Raw genomic sequence first — 19,075 nt, 5'->3', positions numbered from 1 at the left:
CCGCCGACGCGCGCACGTGGCACCCAGCGCGAACGCGCAAGCAACGGCGCCGCGAGGCGCATTCCAGGAATCGCGGCGAAGGTCCGCACAGCACGTCAGGCAATCCGATGTCCAACACTCCGAAGCACATGGTGGCGCGCCTGCGGGCACTGGCGAACGAGCGCCCGGATACGATCGGCCTGACCTGCGTCGATGCGGAGGGCGAACGCAGCTACAGCTATGCAACGCTCGATCGACAGGCGCGGCGGCTCGCCGCGCGTCTGGGCGCCGGACGTTACAAAGGCGAGCGGGCCATTCTGCTGATGGACAGCGGTGCGGGCTACTTCGCATCGTTCTTCGCCTGCCTCTACGCCGGGGTGCTTGCCACTCCCGCCTTCGCGCCGAGCCGCAGCCGCGACGCCTACGCTGAACGTCTGCGAGTGATGCTCGCCGATGCGGCGCCGCGCTGGGTGCTGGTCAGCACGGTTCAGGCGCCGCTCGCGCGCACGCTGCTGGACGAGTATCAGTCGCCCGCGGAACTGCTCGTGATCGACGCGCAGGACGACAGCGACATGCCGCAAGCCGACGCCGCGGACGATGGCACGCCGATCGACATCGCGCCGCACGACCTGGCCTTCCTGCAATACACGTCCGGCTCGACGTCGGACCCGAAGGGCGTGATGGTCACGCACGCGAACCTGATCGCCAACGAGATCGCGATCAAGGAGCGTCTGGGCGTCGGCGAGACCGACGTGTTCGTCAGCTGGTTGCCGCTGCCGCACGACATGGGCATGATCGGCACGCTGCTGCAGCCCGTGTTTTCCGGCATTCCGCTGGTGTTGATGTCGCCCGATTTCTTTCTCGCGCAACCGGTGCGCTGGCTGCAGGCGATCGCGAAGCATCGCGGCACCATCTCCGGCGGGCCGGACTTCGCCTATCGGCTGTTGACGGAGCGCGTGCGCGACGCGCAGATGGACGGCATCGACCTGTCCTGCTGGCGGGTTGCCTTCTCCGGATCCGAACCCGTGCGACACGACACGATGCGCGATTTCGCGGCGCGTTTCGCGGCCTTCGGCTTCGACGCCCGGGCGCTCTATCCTTGCTACGGCCTTGCGGAAGCGACGCTGCTGGTCACCGGCGTGCAACGCGGCGCAGGGTTGAGCAGCGTCACCGCGCCGATCGGCGCACGCGCGCACGCGGTCGAGGGCGCCGATAAGCAATGGGTGGCGTGCGGCGTGCTGCCGACCGGACATCGGCTGCGCTTGCTCGATCCGGTCAGCGGCGCCGCGGCCGACGGCACGGATGGCGAAATTCAGGTCAGCGGGCCGAGCGTGGCGGCCGGCTATTGGCGCAAGCCGAAGGCGACCGCGGCGACATTCATCGAGGATGGCACCGGACGCTGGCTGCGCACCGGCGATCTCGGTCGCTTGATCGACGGCCAACTATACGTGACCGGCCGCTTGAAGGACATGATCGTCGTGCGCGGCCACAATCTCTATCCGCAGGACGTGGAGCAGGCGATCGAGGCGGAGCTGGACATCGTGCGCGCGGGACGCGTCGCCGCGTTCGCGGTCTCGGGAGCGAATGGGGAAGGCATCGGGCTTGCTGCCGAAGTGTCGCGCCGAACCCAGAAATTGCTCACGCCGGCCCAGATCGTCGAGGAACTGGACGCAGTGGTCGCGCCGCTGTTCGGCGAACCGCTTGCCGTGGTGGTCCTGCTCAATCCGGGCGGCCTGCCGAAAACGTCCAGCGGCAAGCTGCAGCGCGCCGCGGCCGCGCGCGGCTGGCGCGAACGCTCGCTCGACGCCTATGCGATCAGCACGAACGGCGTGGTCGAGCTTGTCGATACGACGCCCGCAGCGGCGGCGTCCGGGACAGGCGGCGAGGCAGCGACTGATCCCGCAAACGCGCTTGCGGGCACGTCTGTCGGCAGCGCCGATGCCGCCCGAGGTGACACCGTCGCGCGCCTGCAGGCAGTCTGGTCCGAAGTGTTGTCGCGCCCGGTGGACGCCGACGCGCATTTCTTCCGACTCGGCGGCAATTCGATACGCGCCGTGCAGCTCGCGTCGCGCATCCAGACCGAATGGTCGGTGCCATATACGGTCGTAGACGTCTTCGCGCAACCTCGGCTGGCGGCGACCGCCGCGCTGCTCGACGGGCGTGCCGCAGCGTGCGCGTCGGCTGCGGCGGCCCACGGTGGGGCCGCAGGCGCTGCGGCAAGCGCCGCCTCAGGCACCGCCCCAGGCACGCCGACGCGGGTCGACGAGGCAACCGCGATTTCGCGCGCTACGCGGCCGTTGGTACGGATGCCCGACTGTGACGCGCGCGCGCCGCTCACGCACGCGCAGCGTCGTCTGTGGTTCGCGTGGAATCTCGATTCGCAGGACACCGCATACCACGTCGGCGGCATGCTGTCGTTCCATGGCCCGCTGGACGAGGCCGCCGTCAACGCCGCGCTCGATGCCGCCGTCCAGCGGCACGCGGCCTTGCGCACGACGTTCGAGGCGGACGCGAACGGCGAGCCGGCGCAGTGTATCGCCGCAGTGGCCGCGATGCCGCCGTTCGTCGCCACGCGCGTGGATCTTCGCGACACGGCGAGCGCCGATGCCTTCGAGCAGGCTGTGCGCGAACGGGCGCAGGCATGTCTCGATGCGCCGTTCGACCTGCGGCGCGGTCCGCTGCTGCGCGCGGTGCTGCTGGTCGGTCCGGCGCAGGAAAGCCGGCTGGTGCTTGCCCTGCATCATATCGTTTGCGATGCCTGGTCGATGCAGCGCTTCGTCGAGACCCTCGCGGGCGATTATCGGCAGGCGTGTGGCGGCGTGACGCCGCGCGTGGTTGCACGCAACGATGCACTGCGTTACTCGGATTACGCAGCGTGGGAAAGCGGGCGCGAGGACGCGCCGGGACTTGAGCGGGCCGTGGCATCGTGGGCGGCGCGCCTGGGCGGCGAGCCGTCCGCGCAGATCATGCCGGATCGCCCGCGGGCGGCGGGCGCCGGGCGCTTGCAGGCGCAGCACGCGTTCGCCCTGCCAGAGGACGTACAAGCCCGGCTGCGTGACGCCGCGCTCGCGCATGATGTGACGCCGGCCATGCTGGTGATGAGCGCACTCGCGCTCGTCCTGCGGCGCCATACTGCCAGCGACGAAGTGCGCATCGGCTTGCCGCTGGCCAATCGCGGCGTGCCTGGCAGCGAAGCCATCATGGGCTTCTTCGTCAATACCGTCGTGGTGCAGCTTGAGGTGGCGCCGCGCGCATCGCTCTCGTCATTGCTGCAGCACGTGCGGTCTGCCGCGCTCGACGCGCAGCGCAATCAGGATCTGCCGTTCGACGCGCTGCTCGATGCGGTGGCGCCGGATCGGGGGCTGGGCCACAGCCCGCTGTTCCAGGTGTTGTACAACCACGTCGAGCAGGACGTACGCTGGCATGCTGACTGGCCAGGCGTGCGCGTCCGGCACGAAACGCTCGATGCGCGTCATGCGCAGTTCGACCTGACCCTCGACGTTCAGTCCTTCGACGACGGCGCGCTCGTCACGCGTTTCCGCTATGCGGCGGATCTATTCGACGCGGCGACGGTCGCGCGGCTCGCCGACCACCTGGGCGCGGCGGTTGCCGCGCTGGTGGACGCACCCGCGCAAGCGGTCAGGACGGTGTCGCTGCTCGGCGACGCCGAGCAAGCGGCGCTGCTGGCGTGGAGCGCGCGCCGCCACGTCGCGCCGGGTCCGGTCCTCCATGAGCGGATCGCCGCGCAGGCCGCGCGCAGAGGCGATGCCATCGCCGTCACCTGCGGCGACGCCTCGCTCAGTTACGCGGCGCTCAACGCGCGCGCCAATCGGCTCGCGCACGCATTGATCGCACGCGGTGTCGGTGCCGAAGTCCGGGTCGGACTCGCGCTCGATCGTTCCCTCGACATGGTGGTCGCGATCCTGGCGATCTTGAAGGCGGGCGGCGCTTACGTGCCGCTCGATCCGCACTATCCGAGCGACCGTCTCGCATTCCTGATGACGGACAGCAGGATTGCGCTGCTGCTCACCCATTCGGACGTCCGCGAGGCGTTGCCGGTGCCTGCCGGCGTCGCCACGGTGCTGCTCGATGCCGACGCCGACGCCGACGCCGATGCCGACGCTGCTGCCGACGTCAGCTGGCCGGCCGGTATCGACGGCGCCGCGCACGCGGTCCTCGCCGACCCGCACGTCACGGTACGTCCCGATAACCTGGCGTACATCATCTACACCTCGGGCTCGACCGGCCAGCCCAAGGGCGCGCTGATCAGCCATGCCAACGTCGGTCGTCTGCTCGACGCGACGCGGCCGAGTTTCCAGTTCGACGCACGCGACGTCTGGACAATGTTCCATTCCTACGCGTTCGACTTCTCGGTGTGGGAGATTTTCGGTGCGTTGTGCCATGGCGCACGGCTGGTCGTCGTGCCGGGCGCAATCAGCCGCGCGCCCGACGATTTCCTCGCGCTGTTGCGTCGTGAGCGCGTGACCGTTTTGAACCAGACGCCGTCGGCCTTCGGCCAATTGCTGCAAGTGCCGGCGCTGGCCGAGCCCGGGATGGACGCGCTCGCGCTGCGGTTGGTGATTTTCGGCGGCGAGGCGCTCGACCCGCAGACGCTGCGCGTCTGGTTCGAGCGATTCGGCGAGGCCCGCACCCGGCTCGTCAATATGTATGGCATCACCGAGACCACCGTGCACGTGACCGAGCGCGAGATCGGTGCTGGCGATCTGCACGGGGCGCGCAGTCCGGTCGGCCGCGCCATCGGCGATCTCGGCCTGTTCGTCCTCGATGCGCACGGCATGTTGGCGCCGATCGGCGTACCGGGCGAGTTGCACGTCGCCGGAGCCGGGCTGGCGCGCGGGTATTGGCAGCGCGCCGGCCTGAGCGCGCAACGCTTCGTGCCGGACCCGTTCACGGCCGACGGCGGCCGGCTGTATCGCAGCGGCGACCTTGCCCGCTGGCGCGCCGATGGCGAGCTGGACTATCTCGGTCGGATCGACCATCAGGTGAAGATCCGCGGCTATCGGATCGAACTCGGCGAAATCGAAGCGTGCCTGCTCGCGCAACCGGGCATCCACGCCGCAGTCGCCAGCACGATCGACGGGCCTGGCGGGGCGCGCCTGGTGGCGCACGTAGGGGGCCAAGCGGAGCCGGCCGTGCTGCGCGCCGCGCTCGCCGCGGTGCTTCCCGCCTACATGGTGCCGCAGGCGATTGTCGTGCTGCCCGCGATGCCGCTCACGGCAAACGGCAAGGTCGACCGCCGTGCATTGCCGGCGCCGTCGTTCGGCGCGGAACAGGCCACGCCGCCGCGCGCCGGGCGCGAGGCGGCGCTGGCCGACGTCTGGCGTGCGGTGCTGGGCGTCGCACGGGTCAATCGCGACGACAACTTCTTCGCGCTTGGCGGCGATTCGCTGATGACATTGAAGGTCGTCGCGCAAGCGGCGCTGCGCGGGATTGCGCTGGCGCCGCGCCAGCTTTTCGAACATCAAACGCTGGCCGAACTGGCGCAAGCGGCAGAGGCGGCGCCGCTACCGCCTTTGGTATCGCGTGCCGCCACGCCGGCCCGGTCGGTTGGCGGCGCGCTCGACGCGGCCGAGACCCGTGCCGCGGATCAGACCCCCGGCGCGCGAAGTGGCGCGTTGCCGCTGTCGAACGCGCAGCAACGGCTGTGGTTCATCTGGAATCTGCAGCCAGACAGCTCTGCCTATCATATCGCCGGTGGCTTGCGGCTGCGCGGCGCGCTGTCCGCGGCATCCGTCCAGGCCGCTTTCGAGCGCATCGTCGCCCGTCACGAGTCGCTGCGTACCACCTTTGCACCGGGCCAGACCGACGATGCCGCGGCAGTGCAGGTGGTGCACGACGGCCGTCCCTTCGCGTTCAGCCGCCACGATCTGAGCGGGGCCTCGGACACGCACGCCGACGCGTTCCAGGCCTTCGCCGACGCGTTCGCACGCCAACCCTTCGATCTGCTGCGTGGCCCGTTGTTGCGGGTGGCGCTGGTGCGCGTTGCGCCGGACGTGCACACCTTGTTGATCTCGATGCATCACATCGTCTCCGACGGCTGGTCCGTGGACCGCCTGTTGGAGGAGTTCGTGCTGCACTATCGCGCGCATTCAGAGGGACAGGTGGCGGCATTGCCGCCGCTGTCGGTGCAATATGCGGACTACGCGCTGTGGCAACAGCGTCTGCTCGCCGACGGCTGGTACGCGTCGCAGCTCGACTGGTGGCGGTCGGCACTCGGTGCGCGGCATCCGGTGCTGGCGCTGCCGAGCGACAGGCCGCGCGGTGGCGCGATCGAATATCGCGCGGCACGCCATGCCTTTTCAGTCGATGCCGCGCTGACCGGTCGGTTGCGGGACTATGCCCGCGGCCGCGGCACCACGCTGTTCGTCACCTTGTTGACCGCCTATCTGGCCACGCTGCATCGACATACCGGCCAGCGGGAGTTGCGCGTCGGTGTCCCGAGCGTCAATCGTGGGCGGCCAGAACTGGCGCCGATGATCGGCTGTTTCATCGACATGCAGGTGATGCGGGCGCGGGCCCGCGCGGCCGACACGCTGGCGCAGCTGTTCGATGCCGTGCGCATCCATGCGGCCGGCGCACAAGCGCATCAGGACCTGCCGTTCGATGTGCTGGTCGATGCGGTGCAGCCGGCGCGCAGCCTCGCGCACACGCCGCTCTTCCAGGTGGTGCTGAATCATCGGCAACCGGATTCGCAGGTCTTCGATCCGCTGCCGGGTCTGGCCGTCAGTCCGCTGCACCTGAGCGGACGGAGCGCGCAGTTCGAGCTGACGCTCGACACCGAGGAGAACGGTGCCGGTGGCGTCGACGCCGTCATGACCTATGCCGACGAACTGTTCGACGCAAGCCGGGTGGCGGCGTGGGGGCGCGACTGGTGCGCGTTGCTCGAAGCGCTGGTCGACGACGATGCACAGCGTCTGGGCGAAGTGCCGCTGCGCGACGCCGACGGTGCGTTGCTGGCAGTGCCGACGCCTGCCGCTGACGATGCGCCGTCGACGGACGGCGACGGGAGCGCCGTTGCCGAAGCACAGGACGCGGCAGCGTCGGACCAGTCGCCGGCGGGTTTCGTGCCGCCCGCGACCGACGCCGAGCGCGCAGTGGCGCGGGCCTGGTCGAGCGTGCTGCGGGTCGCCCGAATTGGACGGCAAGACAATTTCTTCGAGATCGGTGGCGACTCGATTCTGAGCGTGCAGATTGTCAACGCACTGGCGCGCGACGGCTGGAAGATCAGCGCGCGGCAGGTCTTCGAGGCGCAGACCGTCGCTTCGCTGGCCGCGCTGGCGACACCGATTGCCACTCGCCAGCCGGCGTCCCCGGGCGACATGCCGGTTCGGACGGTGGCCGAAGGCGGCGCGCCGCTTGCGGTAGACATAACCGGCGATGCCGACTTGGCAGCGCGCTATCCCGCCACGCCGCTGCAGAACGGCCTGCTGTTCCACAGCCTGTTGCAGGCGGGCGGCGGCGTCTACGTCAACCAGAAGCGTCTCACGCTGCGCGGCGATCTCGATATCGATCGGCTCCGCGACGCATGGCAGGCTGCGGTGGATCGCCACCCGATCCTCCGCACTTGCTTCAGCTGGGCCGACGGCGGCGACGCGATGCAGGTGGTGCAGCGACAGGTGCGCCTGCCATTCGTCAGTCATGACTGGTCAGACGGGGCGCAGGCGGTCTATGACGCGCGTCTGCATGCGTGGCTGGACGCCGATCTGGCGCGAGGCTTTGACCTGTCGGCCCCGCCATTGCTGCGCATCGCGTTGTTCCAGCGCCCCGACGGCCTCGCCGATCTCGTCTGGACGGATCATCACGTTTTGCTCGACGGCTGGAGCGCGGCGCGGCTGCTCGCCGAAGTCTTCGCTCATTACCGAAGCGGCGAGGCGCCGACCGAGGCGACAGCGCCGTATGGCGATTACGTGCGTTGGCTCGCCGCCCAGCCCGACCACCGCCAATGGTGGCAGGCGCGGGCGCGTGAGCTGGACGAGCCGGCCACGCTGTTGGCGAGCTTGCCGGGTGCGCCGTCTGGCGGAGCGTCGCGTGCCGCGGCCGCCCTGCGGCAGCAGGACGACGTGCTGGAACCCGCGCTGCATGCGGCGCTGCAGGACGCGGCGCGCCGCCATCGGGTGACGCTCAATACGCTCGTGCAGGCGGCCTGGGCGTTGCTGACCAGCCGCTACGGACATCGCACGCAGGTGGCCTTCGGCGTCACGCTGTCGGGTCGCGAGAACGACCTGCCGGGCATCGACGCGATGCTCGGCCTGTTCATCAATAGCCTGCCGCTGTGGCTGGACGTGCCGGGCGCGGTACCGGTGGGCGACTGGCTGCGGGACGTGCAGCGGCGCGGCACCGAACTGCGCGCGGTCGAGACCACGCCGTTGCGACAGGTCCAGCAGTGGACCGGGCGGCATGTCGATGCGCTGTTCGACACGCTGCTCGTGTTCGAGAACTATCCGATCGAGCAGAGCCTGCGCAGTGACGAGCAGACACTGACACTGGCCGCTTTCGAGACAGCCGAGCAGACGCACTATCCGCTGGTCCTGGCCGTGCTGCCCGGCGCGTCGCTGACGCTGCGCTGGAAAGTCCGCACCGCTGGCATCGACACCGCGCTGCTGCACCAGCTGCAGCGCGATTTGCGCGCACTGCTCGCGCAGTTGGCGGACGCCACTTCCCGGCACGTGGGCGAGATTGCGTTACCGCGTTCGGTGACACCGGCACCGGCGCGCGCGCACGGCTTCATGCCGGTGATGACGCGCATCGCGGCGCAGGCGGCCGCGACGCCGGCGCGAGCCGCACTGCATTGCGAAGGGCAACGCTGGTCTTATGGCGAACTCGAGGCCGCCACCGCGCGGATCGCGGCCGCGCTGCGGGCACGCGGCGTTGCGCCGGATGAGCGCGTCGGTTTGTGCGTCGCGCGTTCGCCCTGGCTGTGTGCGGCCTTGCTCGGTGTACTGCGTGCCGGCGGCGCCTTCGTGCCGCTGGACCCGGCCTATCCGGCCGACCGTCTTGCATTCATGATGGCCGATGCCGGCGTGCGCCGCGTGCTGGCGGACGCTGCGACTGCCGCGGAACTGGCCGATCTGTTGCGCGGCAGCGAGGTGTTGATCGTCGACGCCCTGCCGGACGACGTGTCGGCGACGTGCGCCACGAACGCGGCAGACGACGTCGCGGATGCGACGTCGGCCTCGGTGCGCCCCGAGCAATTGGCCTACGTGATCTACACCTCGGGCTCGACGGGGCGACCAAAGGGCGTCGCGATCAGCCACTTCGCGTTCAGCCAGCACATCGACGATTTCCTCGTCACCTACCGCCTTGGCGAGCAAGACAAGCAACTGCAATCGTCGACGATCAACTTCGATGTCGCGCTGCACGAGATGCTGCCGGCCCTCTGCGTGGGTGGGCAGGTCGAAATGCGCGGCCCGCAACCGTGGGATCTGGCCACCACCAGCCGGCAATTGGGGCAGGAGCGCGTGACCTTCGCGCGGATCCCCACCGCGTACTGGCAGCAGTGGTTGCGGCAGCCGCCGGCACGCGAGGCGCTGCCGGTGCTGCGACAGATCACGGTCGGCGGCGAAGGCTTGCCCGGCGACGCGCTGCGGCAGTGGCGGCAGGGTCCGCTGGCTTCGATCGCGCTCGACAACCTCTACGGGCCGACGGAGACCACCGTCGCGTGCATGTATCGACGAACCCGGCAGGCCGATGTCGACCATGCCATTGTCTCGATCGGGCAACCGTATCCGTCGCGCGACGTCCACGTGCTCGATGCACACGGCAATGAAGCGCCGGTCGACGCACTCGGCGAACTCTGCATCGGCGGACACACGCTCGCCCGCGGGTATCTTGGCCGTGCCGCGCTTACCGCCGAGAAGTTCGTGCCCGACCCGTTTCGAGGCGCCGGCGCGCGCCTGTACCGGACGGGCGACCTGTGCCGGCGTCGCGCCGACGGGCGTATCGATTTCCTCGGCCGGCTCGACGCGCAGGTGAAGCTGCGTGGCCTGCGCATCGAACTTGGCGAGATCGAGGCGGTGCTGCGGCAGGTGCCGGGCGTGCGCGAAGCGGCGGGGGCGCTGGTCGAACCCGGCGAACACGCCCGTCTGGTGGGATACGTGGCAGGCGACGTCGCGCATTCCGTGCTGCGCCGCGAGCTGGAAGGCAAGTTGCCGGCGCACATGGTGCCGAGCGCCTTCGTCACGCTCGACGCGCTGCCGGTGATGCCGAACGGCAAGACCGACCGGACCGCGTTGCCGGTGCCGGCGGCCGGACGGACGAGCGAGGCGGTGGCGCCCGCGAATGCGGTTCAGGCAGCGTTGCTGGCGGTCTGGCGCGACGTGCTTGGGCGCGACGACATTGGCGTCACGGACAACTTCTTCGAGGTCGGCGGCGACTCGATCCTGAGCCTTCGCATCATCGCGGGCGCGGCGCAGGCCGGCTGGCGCATCACGCCGCGACAGGTGTTCGATGCGCCCGACGTCGAGCGTCTTGCGCGTCTTGCCGAGCCGCTCGATGCCGGGCGCGCGATTGTAGGTGTGCGCGAAACGCACGCGCCGTTGCCGCTCACGCCGATTCAGGCGACCTTCTTCGCGCGTCAGCCGCACGGCGAGGCACACTGGAACCAGGCCGTATTGCTGCATCTTCCTGGGGATGTGGACCGCGCCGCGTTGCGACGCGCGCTCGATGCCGTGGTCGCGCGGCATGACGCGTTGCGTCTGCGCTTCGCGCGCGACGCGTCGGGCTGGCAACAGCGGGTTGCGCCAAGCGAGCCACATGCTTTGCTCGAAACGATCGATCTGCGGGCGGCCGGCGACTGGCGCGCGGCGCTTGCCGAAAGCGGCACGCGCCTGCACCGTTCGCTGGACATCGTGAACGGTCCGATTCTGCGCGCTGCGTTGCTCGACGTGCCGGACGGTGCGCGGCTGCTGATCACTGTGCACCACCTGGCGGTCGATGGCGTGTCCTGGCGCATCATGCTGGACGAGCTGGCGCGGGCCTGGCAGGCGGGCAGCGCCGCGCGCTTCACCGAGGCCACCCCATGGAGCGCCTGGGTGCGGGCGCAACACGATTATGCGGCGACGCCTGCGGTGACCGGCGAACTCGGCTGGTGGCAGGCGGCGCTGGCCGGTGCGTCTTCCCTGCGCGCCGGCACGTCCCGCGGGCCGGCAATGCGCACGCGCGCCTGGACGCTCGACGCGGCGGCGACGCAGGCCCTCGTCGAACAACTTCGCGGTGCGCTCGGCATGCGTGTCGACGAAGGTGTGTTGGGCGCGCTCGCCCGCGCGTTGGGCGCACAGGCTGGACGCGACGACGTGCTGGTCGCGCTTGAAGGGCATGGCCGTGAAACCGACGGCATCGCGCTGGACTTGAGTTCAACGGTCGGCTGGTTCACGACGCGCTTTCCAGTCAGGCTGCCGGCGGACGGGACGTCCAACGCGGGCGTGATCGATGGCCAGCTCGCGGTCAAGGACCGCCTGCGGGCCGTGCCGCACAAGGGCTTCCATTGGGGGCTGCTGGCCTGGCATCCGGATCCGGCGATCCGCGACGCGGCGGCGGCACTGCCGGTCCCGCAGGTCGGCTTCAATTACCTGGGCAACCTCGACCAGGCGTTGGGCGCCGACGGCCCGTTCGTCCTCAGCAACGAGGACGGCGGCGAGATGGCCGTCGACGCGCCACCGCCGTTTCCGTTGGACCTCAACGCGCGCATCCAGGATGGCTGTCTGTCGATTCGCTGGGACTTCGATCCCGACGTGTTCGACGAGGCGTTCGTCGATGCGTGCATCGTGGCGTTCGAGCAGGAACTGGATGGCCTGCGGGCCGCCACCAGGGCGACAGCGCGGCGTTACTCGCGCAGCGATTTCGCGCGCGTACGGCTGTCCGACGCGCAATGGACGCAGCTCGCACCGGATGCCGGTGCGATCGAAGACCTCTACCCGGCAACCGCGATCCAGCAGGGTCTGCTTTTCCACGATCTGTCGCAGCCGGGCGCGGGCATGTACGTGACCCAGAAGCGGGTCACGCTGGACGGCATGGTCGATCTCGACGCCTTGCGCCGCGCGTGGCAGGAGAGCGTGGCGCGGCACCCAGCGCTGCGCACCCGCTTTGTATGGCAGCACGGCGGTGCCATCCTGCAGGCGGTGCAGCGCAGCGTGACGCTGCCGTTCACCGTGCACACGCTGGCCGCCGCGGACACCGCAAGGCGCGCGACGGTGGCGGCCCACGATGCGTGGCTGGCGCAATGGCTGGCCACCGACCTGCGGGCCGGTTTCGACCTCGAACGCGCGCCACTGCTGCGCGTCAATGTGTTCCCACGCCCTGACGGCCTGACCGACATGGTCTGGACCGCTCATCATGCGGTGACCGACGGCTGGAGCAGCGCGCTGCTGTTGCGTGAAGTTGCGATGCGGTACCGGGCCGCGCGCAGCGGGCAGCCGCTCGTGTTGCCGGCAGCGGTCCCGTACGGCCGCTACGTCGAGTGGCTCGAACGCCAACCCACGTCGCGCGACTGGTGGCGGCGCGAGGCAGGTGACGTGGCGGCGCGCGGACAGTTGCTGGCGTACGCGTCGACCGGTGCCGCGCCACGGGCCGACGCCGCTGCATTGCGGTTCGCCGATAGGCCCGGCGCGTCGTTCGCCGAGGCGCTGGTGCAGGCCGCACAGCGTTATCGCGTGACGGTGAACACGCTGGTGCAGGGTGCGTGGGCGCTTTTGCTCGCGCAGCAGAGTCATCAGCGTGCCGTGAGTTTCGGCGTGACCGTGTCGGGTCGCCCGGCCGCATTGCCGGGCGTCCAGGACATGGTGGGACTCTGCATCAATTCGCTGCCGGTGTTCGCCGACGTCCCGACAGACGCCGTGCTGGACGACTGGCTGCAGACCCTGCAGGCACGCAATGTCGCGCTGCGCGAGCACGAGCACACGCCGTTGGCCAGCCTGCAGCAGTGGCTGGGAGGCGGCACGCTGTTCGACAGCCTGATCGTATTTGAGAATTATCCGGTCGACGCCACACTGCGCGAAGGCGACGACGCGCTGCGGGTCGCGGAGGTGCAAGGATTCGAGCGCACGCACTATCCGGTCACCCTGAGCGTGACCCTGCAGCCGTCGCTCGCGCTCGGCTGGCGTTTCGATGGGGCGCGTTGCACGCCCGCGCACGCAGCGCGTGTGCGCGCGCATTACATGACGCTGCTGCGCGCCATTGTCGAAGCCGGTGAAACGGCCAGGCAAGGGGGTGATGCCGGCCAGGTGCCGCGGCTGGACGCGCTCCTGACGGTGGGCGCCGCGCAGCGCGCCGAGGTGCTCGCGCTCGGCGCGCCGCCGCTCGGCGCCGAGCCGCCGGCCGCTGGCTTCGAGGACGTACCGCATCGTATCGCGATGCAGGCACGCCGCACGCCCGACGCGATGGCACTGGTGCACGACGACGTCGCGCTCAGCTATGCCGAGTTGGATGCGCGCGCCGACGCGCTTGCGATACGTCTGCGGGCATTGGGCGTTGGCGCCGAAGCGTGCGTCGGCGTGGCCTTGCCGCGCGGCGTCGGATTGGTGATCGGCTTGCTCGCGGTGATGCGTGCGGGCGGTGCCTATGTGCCGCTGGACCTCGACTATCCGGCGGCGCGACTGGCGCACATGATCGCCGACAGCGGCATCCGGCTGGTGCTCGCGCCCACCGATGCGCCGCTGCCGGCGCAAGGCTACGCGCGTGTCGATCCCGACCGGCCGGCCGAAGATGACCCGAGCGGCTTGACGGACACCGGTGATGGCCCGGCGGACAGGGTTTCAGCGCATGCCGCGATGACTGCGGAACGTCGCACGTTCCGTATCGACCCCGACAACCTTGCTTATGTGATCCACACGTCCGGCTCGACCGGCGTGCCGAAGGGCGTCGCGATCACGCATGCGGCGCTGGCTCGACACGTCGATGCGACGATCGCCTACGCCCGGCTGGCTGCGTCTGACCGGGTGCTGCAATTCTCGACGGCCAACTTCGACGGTTTCGTCGAGCAACTGTTCCCGAGCCTGTGCGCGGGCGCAGCGGTCGTCCTGCGCGGCCCCGAATTGTGGTCGAGCGATGAGTTCGTGGCGCGTGTGCGCCGCCATGGCCTGACCGTGGCGCACCTTCCGACCGCCTATTGGCATGCGCTGACGCAGGATCTCGCCGACGCCGCGGCGTCTCTGGCACCGCTGCGCGAATTCCACGCGGGCGGCGAGGCGATGTCGATGCAGGGGTTGCGTCGCACGCGCGGCAGCGCGGCGCTCGCGCCGGTCACATTGGTGAACACCTATGGTCCGACCGAAGCGACGATCACCGCGACCGTGTTCGACGCTGCGGAGCTCGACGACGCAGCGCTGGCCGATGGCGGCGCCTTCGTGCCGATCGGCCGGGCGCTGCCGGGCCGGCGACTGTACGTACTCGCGGCGGACCTGTCGTTGCTGCCGCGCGGAGCGGTGGGCGAACTCGCGATTGGCGGCGACCTGCTGGCCCGGGGTTATCTGGGTCGACCGGGGTTGAGCGCGACACGCTTCGTGCCGGACCCGTTCCGTGCCGACGGTTCGCGCATGTACCTGACGGGCGATCTGGTGCGTTGGCGCGAGGACGGGGCACTCGACTATCTCGGGCGCGCCGACCAGCAGATCAAGCTGCGTGGCTATCGCATCGAGCCGGGCGAGATCGAGGCGGTACTGACCGCCCAACCGGGCGTGCGACGCGCGGTGGCGGTGCTGCGCGGCGCCGCGCCGCGCAACCGCCTGCTGGCCTATGTCGAGGCGGGCGACGGCGCGCGGCCGGAGCCGTCGCGGCTGGCCGCCGCACTGGCCGCGGCCCTGCCGGACTACATGGTGCCCGAAGTGGTGACGGTGCTCGACGCGCTGCCGCTCACGCCGGGCGGCAAGCTCGACCGCGACGCGCTACCCGAACCCCTGGCGGCCGAAACGGTGTACGACGCGCCGCACGCCGGTGTCGAGACCCTGCTCGCCTCGATTTGGCGGGCGGTTCTCGCCGTGCCGCAGATCGGTCGAGACGACAACTTCTTCGCGCTCGGCGGCGATTCGATCCTGGCGCTGCAGGTCGTCGCGCGCGCCCGCCAGAGCGGCCTGCGGATCGGCCCGCAACATGTGTTCGCCGCGCCGACGGTCGCCTTGCTGGCCGCCGCCTGCGCAGCGGCGCCGCAGCCAGGCACAGGCGACGGCGTCGCCGTGGTCACCGACGATGCGCCGGGTCCGGTGCCGCTGCTGCCGGTTCAGCACGCTTTCTTTGCACTGCGCGCACCGAATCCGCATCGCTGGCAACAGGCCGTCCTGCTGCAGCCTGCGACGCGGCTCGCGCCCGAGCCCTTGCGTCTGGCGCTGCAGGCGCTGCTCGCCCGGCATGCCGCGCTGCGGATGCGCTTCGAAGGCCCGGACAGCGACGCCGACGCATGGCGTCAGCGCTACGCGCCGCTCGACGAGGCGGTGCCCGCCGCGGCGCGCGAGGTCGCGGCGGCTGCCGAAGCCCCGGCCATGGAGTCGCTTGCGCAGGACGTGCTGTGGCAGCGCACGCTGAGCAGCGGCGACGCGGCGTTGGTGGCGGCCGATGTGACACGCGCCTGCGACGCGGTGCATGCCAGCCTCGATCTCGTCAACGGTCCGGTATTCCGCGCACTGCTGCTGGACTTGCCGGATGGCACGCAACGGCTGCTGCTGAGCGCGCATCATCTGGTGGTCGATGGCGTGTCCTGGCGCGTGCTGCTGGGCGACCTGCGCGTCGCCTACGATGCCTGGCAGGCCGGCCGCGCGCCGTCGCTGCCTTCGGTTGGCACCAGCTATCGCGAGTGGGGCCGGCGGCTTGTCGAACACGCCGGCAGTCAGGCGCTCAGGGCCGAGATGGCCTACTGGCGCGAGGTCCGGGCCACGGGCCGTGTCGTCGCCGATCATCCGGACCGTCCGGCGCGGGCCGGCGACCTGCAGCGGCTGTCGCAACGGTGGCAGGCCGAGCCGACCCGCCAGTTGCTGAAGGATGCCGGCGCGGCGTATCGCACCCGTATCGAAGAACTGCTGCTGGCCGCGCTCGGTCGCGCGCTGCATGCCTGGACCGCGGTCCCGGATTTTCTTGTCACGCTCGAAGGCCACGGCCGCGAAGCATGGCAGGACGATGTCGATCTGAGCCGAGCGGTCGGCTGGCATACCACGCTCTATCCGTTCGTACTGCGCGCGGACGGCGACGCCGGCGCGGCGCTCCTGCGTGTGAAGGATGCGCTGCGCAGTGTCCCTCGGCGCGGCCTCGGCCACGGTCTGTTGCGCTGGCTTGGCGACGACGCGGACCGGGCGGTGCTCGCCGCGCAGCCGGCACCCGCGCTTCTCTTCAATTACCTCGGCCAGTTCGACGCGGCCGCGGCCGACGGCTGGCGCCAGGCGCCGGAGGAGGCGGGGCGCGCGATCGATGCCGAGACACCGCTCGCGCATGAACTGACCGTCGATGCGAAGGTGGTCGACGGCTGCCTCAGCGTTGCGTTCGGGTTCAGCGCGCGGCGCCTTGCGGCCGCGCGTGTCGAGATGCTGGCCGCGCACTTCGCCCGCGAAGTGGATGCGTTGCTCGAGCACTGTCTCGACCCGTCCCATGCCGGTGTGTCGCCGCACGACTTCCCGCTGGCGCAACTCGATCGCGACGCACTTGCGAACCTCGCGCTGCCGTGGCGCAACGTCGAAGACCTGTACCCGGTTGCGCCGCTGCAGGCGGGCCTGCTGTTCCATGCGCTGGTCGACGGTCAGGCCGCCGCGTATCTCAATCAGATGCGCGTCGACATCGAAGGCCTCGATGTGGCCCGCTTCGAGCATGCCTGGCAAACCGTCAGTGCACGCCACGCGGTGCTGCGCACCGGCTTCGTCAGCGCCGGCGGCGCGCCGCTGCAGTGGGTCGCCCGCGACGCGCGCGTGCCGTTGCGCTGCGTGGCGTACAACGCGTCTGGCATCGATGCCTTGCCTGACACCGACGCTGGCGGCGACGTCGCGGCGCGCTGCCAGCAATGGCTCGCGGAACTGGCGCGCGAGGAACTGGCAGCCGGCGTCGATCTGGCGGCGCCGCCATTGCAACGGTTGCTGTTGGCTCGCATCGGACCGGACCGGCATCATCTGGTCTGGACCTGCCACCACCTGTTGCTCGACGGATGGAGCGCGGCCCGTTTCCTTGGCGAGGTCATGCGCGCGTATCGTGGCGAGGCGGTTTCGGCACCGGCCGGACGCTTCCGCGACTTCATCGCCTGGCTGGGCGAGCAGGACGCGACATTGGCCGTCGCGCATTGGCGCGAGGCATTGGCGGCGCTGGACGCACCGACCCGTCTGGCTGGCCGTCAGATCGCGCCCGTGCGCTCACGCGATGCATTTGCCGAGCATCGCGTGGAGATCGATGACGAAACCGTGGCAAAGCTCGCCGCGTTCGCCGCGCGCAGCGAGATTACCGTCAACGCGGTCGCGCAAGGCGCATGGGCGCTGCTGTTGCATCAGGCGACCCGCCAGCGGACGGTCGCCTTCGGCACGACCGTGGCGGGACGTCCGCCCGCACTGCCGGGCAGCGACGCCATGCTCGGTCTGTTCATCAACACGGTGCCTGTCGTCAGCCAGCAACCGCACCGCGAACCGACCGGTGACTGGCTGCGCGCGATGCAGAATCGCCGCGCCGCTGCAATCGATCACGAACACCTGCCATTGCACGAGATCCAGCGTGCGGGCGCGCATGGCGGCGGGGCCCTGTTCGACACGCTGTTCGTTTTCGAGAATTTCCCGCTCGACCAGGCAATGCGGCAGGCGCCCGACGACGACTGGCGCATCGGTGCCGCGCAAAGCGACGAGCAGACGCACTACCCGATGACCGTCACGGTCGTGCCCGGCGCGCGCTGGCGCGTGCGCTTCGCCTACCAGACCGCTGCCTTCGACAAGGCCGCGGCCGACGCGATCGCCGTGCGTTTCGTGCATATTCTCCGGTCCTTGCCGGACGCGGCGACACCGGCCGACGCGGTGCGACCGTCCGCGGCGGCGGTGGCCGCGCTGCTGGCGCGCGCCGGCACCGCCGCGCCTGACGCGTTCCGTGAGTCGGTTGCAGCACGTGGCTGTCTGCACGAACGTATCGCCGCCCACGCGCGACGCTCACCGGATGCGATCGCCCTGCGCGATGGCGCAGTGGCGCTCAGCTACGGCGAACTCGACGCGCGGGCGAATCGTCTCGCCCATGCGCTGCGCGCCCGCGGTGTCGGCGACGAAGGCCGCGTCGGCATTGCGATGCGTCGCGGCATCGACATGATCGTGGCGATGCTGGCCACGCTGAAGGCCGGCGGTGCCTACGTGCCGATCGACCCTGCCTATCCCGAGGCGCGCCTGCGCTTCCTGTTCGCGGACAGTGGCCTGCGCTGCGTCCTGACGCAGTCGGCCGATGCGCCGGGCCTGCCGCTGCCCGCCGGCCTGGACGCCGTGCACGTCGACGCGCCGCTCGGCGACTGGCCGAGCGACGCGCCGAAGGTTGCGGTACACCCGGATCAGCTTGCCTACGTGATCTACACGTCGGGCTCGACCGGCCGGCCGAAAGGCGCGCTGCTCAGTCACCGCAACGTGATGCGCTTGCTGGACGTGACCGACGCCGACTGCGCGTTCGGGGCGAGCGACGTGTGGACGCTGTTCCACTCGTTCTCGTTCGACTTCTCGGTCTGGGAAATCTTCGGCGCGCTTTGCCACGGCGGGACACTGGTGATCGTGCCGCAAGCGCTGACGCGCTCGCCGGCCGAATTCGCCGGGCTGCTGCGCGACGCCGGCGTGACGGTGTTGAACCAGACGCCGTCGGCGTTCCGGCAACTGCTGCCGGCGTTGTTGGACACGCCGCTGCCCGCGCTGCGCTGGGTCATCTTCGGCGGAGAGGCGCTCGATGTCGGCGCGCTGGCGCCGTGGTTCGCGCGTCATCCGGACGGCGCGCGGCTGGCCAATATGTATGGCATCACCGAAACCACCGTACACGTGACGTGGCGCGTGTTGACGGCCGCCGATACGGCCCGCGCCGGCGACAGCCCGCTGGGCCGGCCGCTGGCCGACCTGGGCCTGGTCCTGCTCGATCAATGGGGCGAGCCGGTGCCGCCCGGCGTGCCCGG

General features: G+C 70.3%; 1 protein-coding gene (running past one end of the window). It reads left to right on the top strand.

Annotation, left to right across the window (positions count from 1 at the left end; translation table 11 throughout):
• The first annotated feature begins 107 nt into the window (after positions 1-107).
• Positions 108-19,075, top strand: the 5' portion of a protein-coding gene (locus BLU54_RS00185) for a non-ribosomal peptide synthetase (protein ID WP_091903395.1). Its footprint extends 10,291 nt past the window's final position; 18,968 of the gene's 29,259 nt are visible here — the first part of the coding sequence; it begins with the start codon at positions 108-110; its stop codon lies off the right edge, out of view.

The organism is Chitinasiproducens palmae (assembly GCF_900095735.1).
Taxonomy (GTDB): domain Bacteria; phylum Pseudomonadota; class Gammaproteobacteria; order Burkholderiales; family Burkholderiaceae; genus Chitinasiproducens; species Chitinasiproducens palmae.
This window is presented reverse-complemented; position numbering and strand designations above follow the sequence as displayed.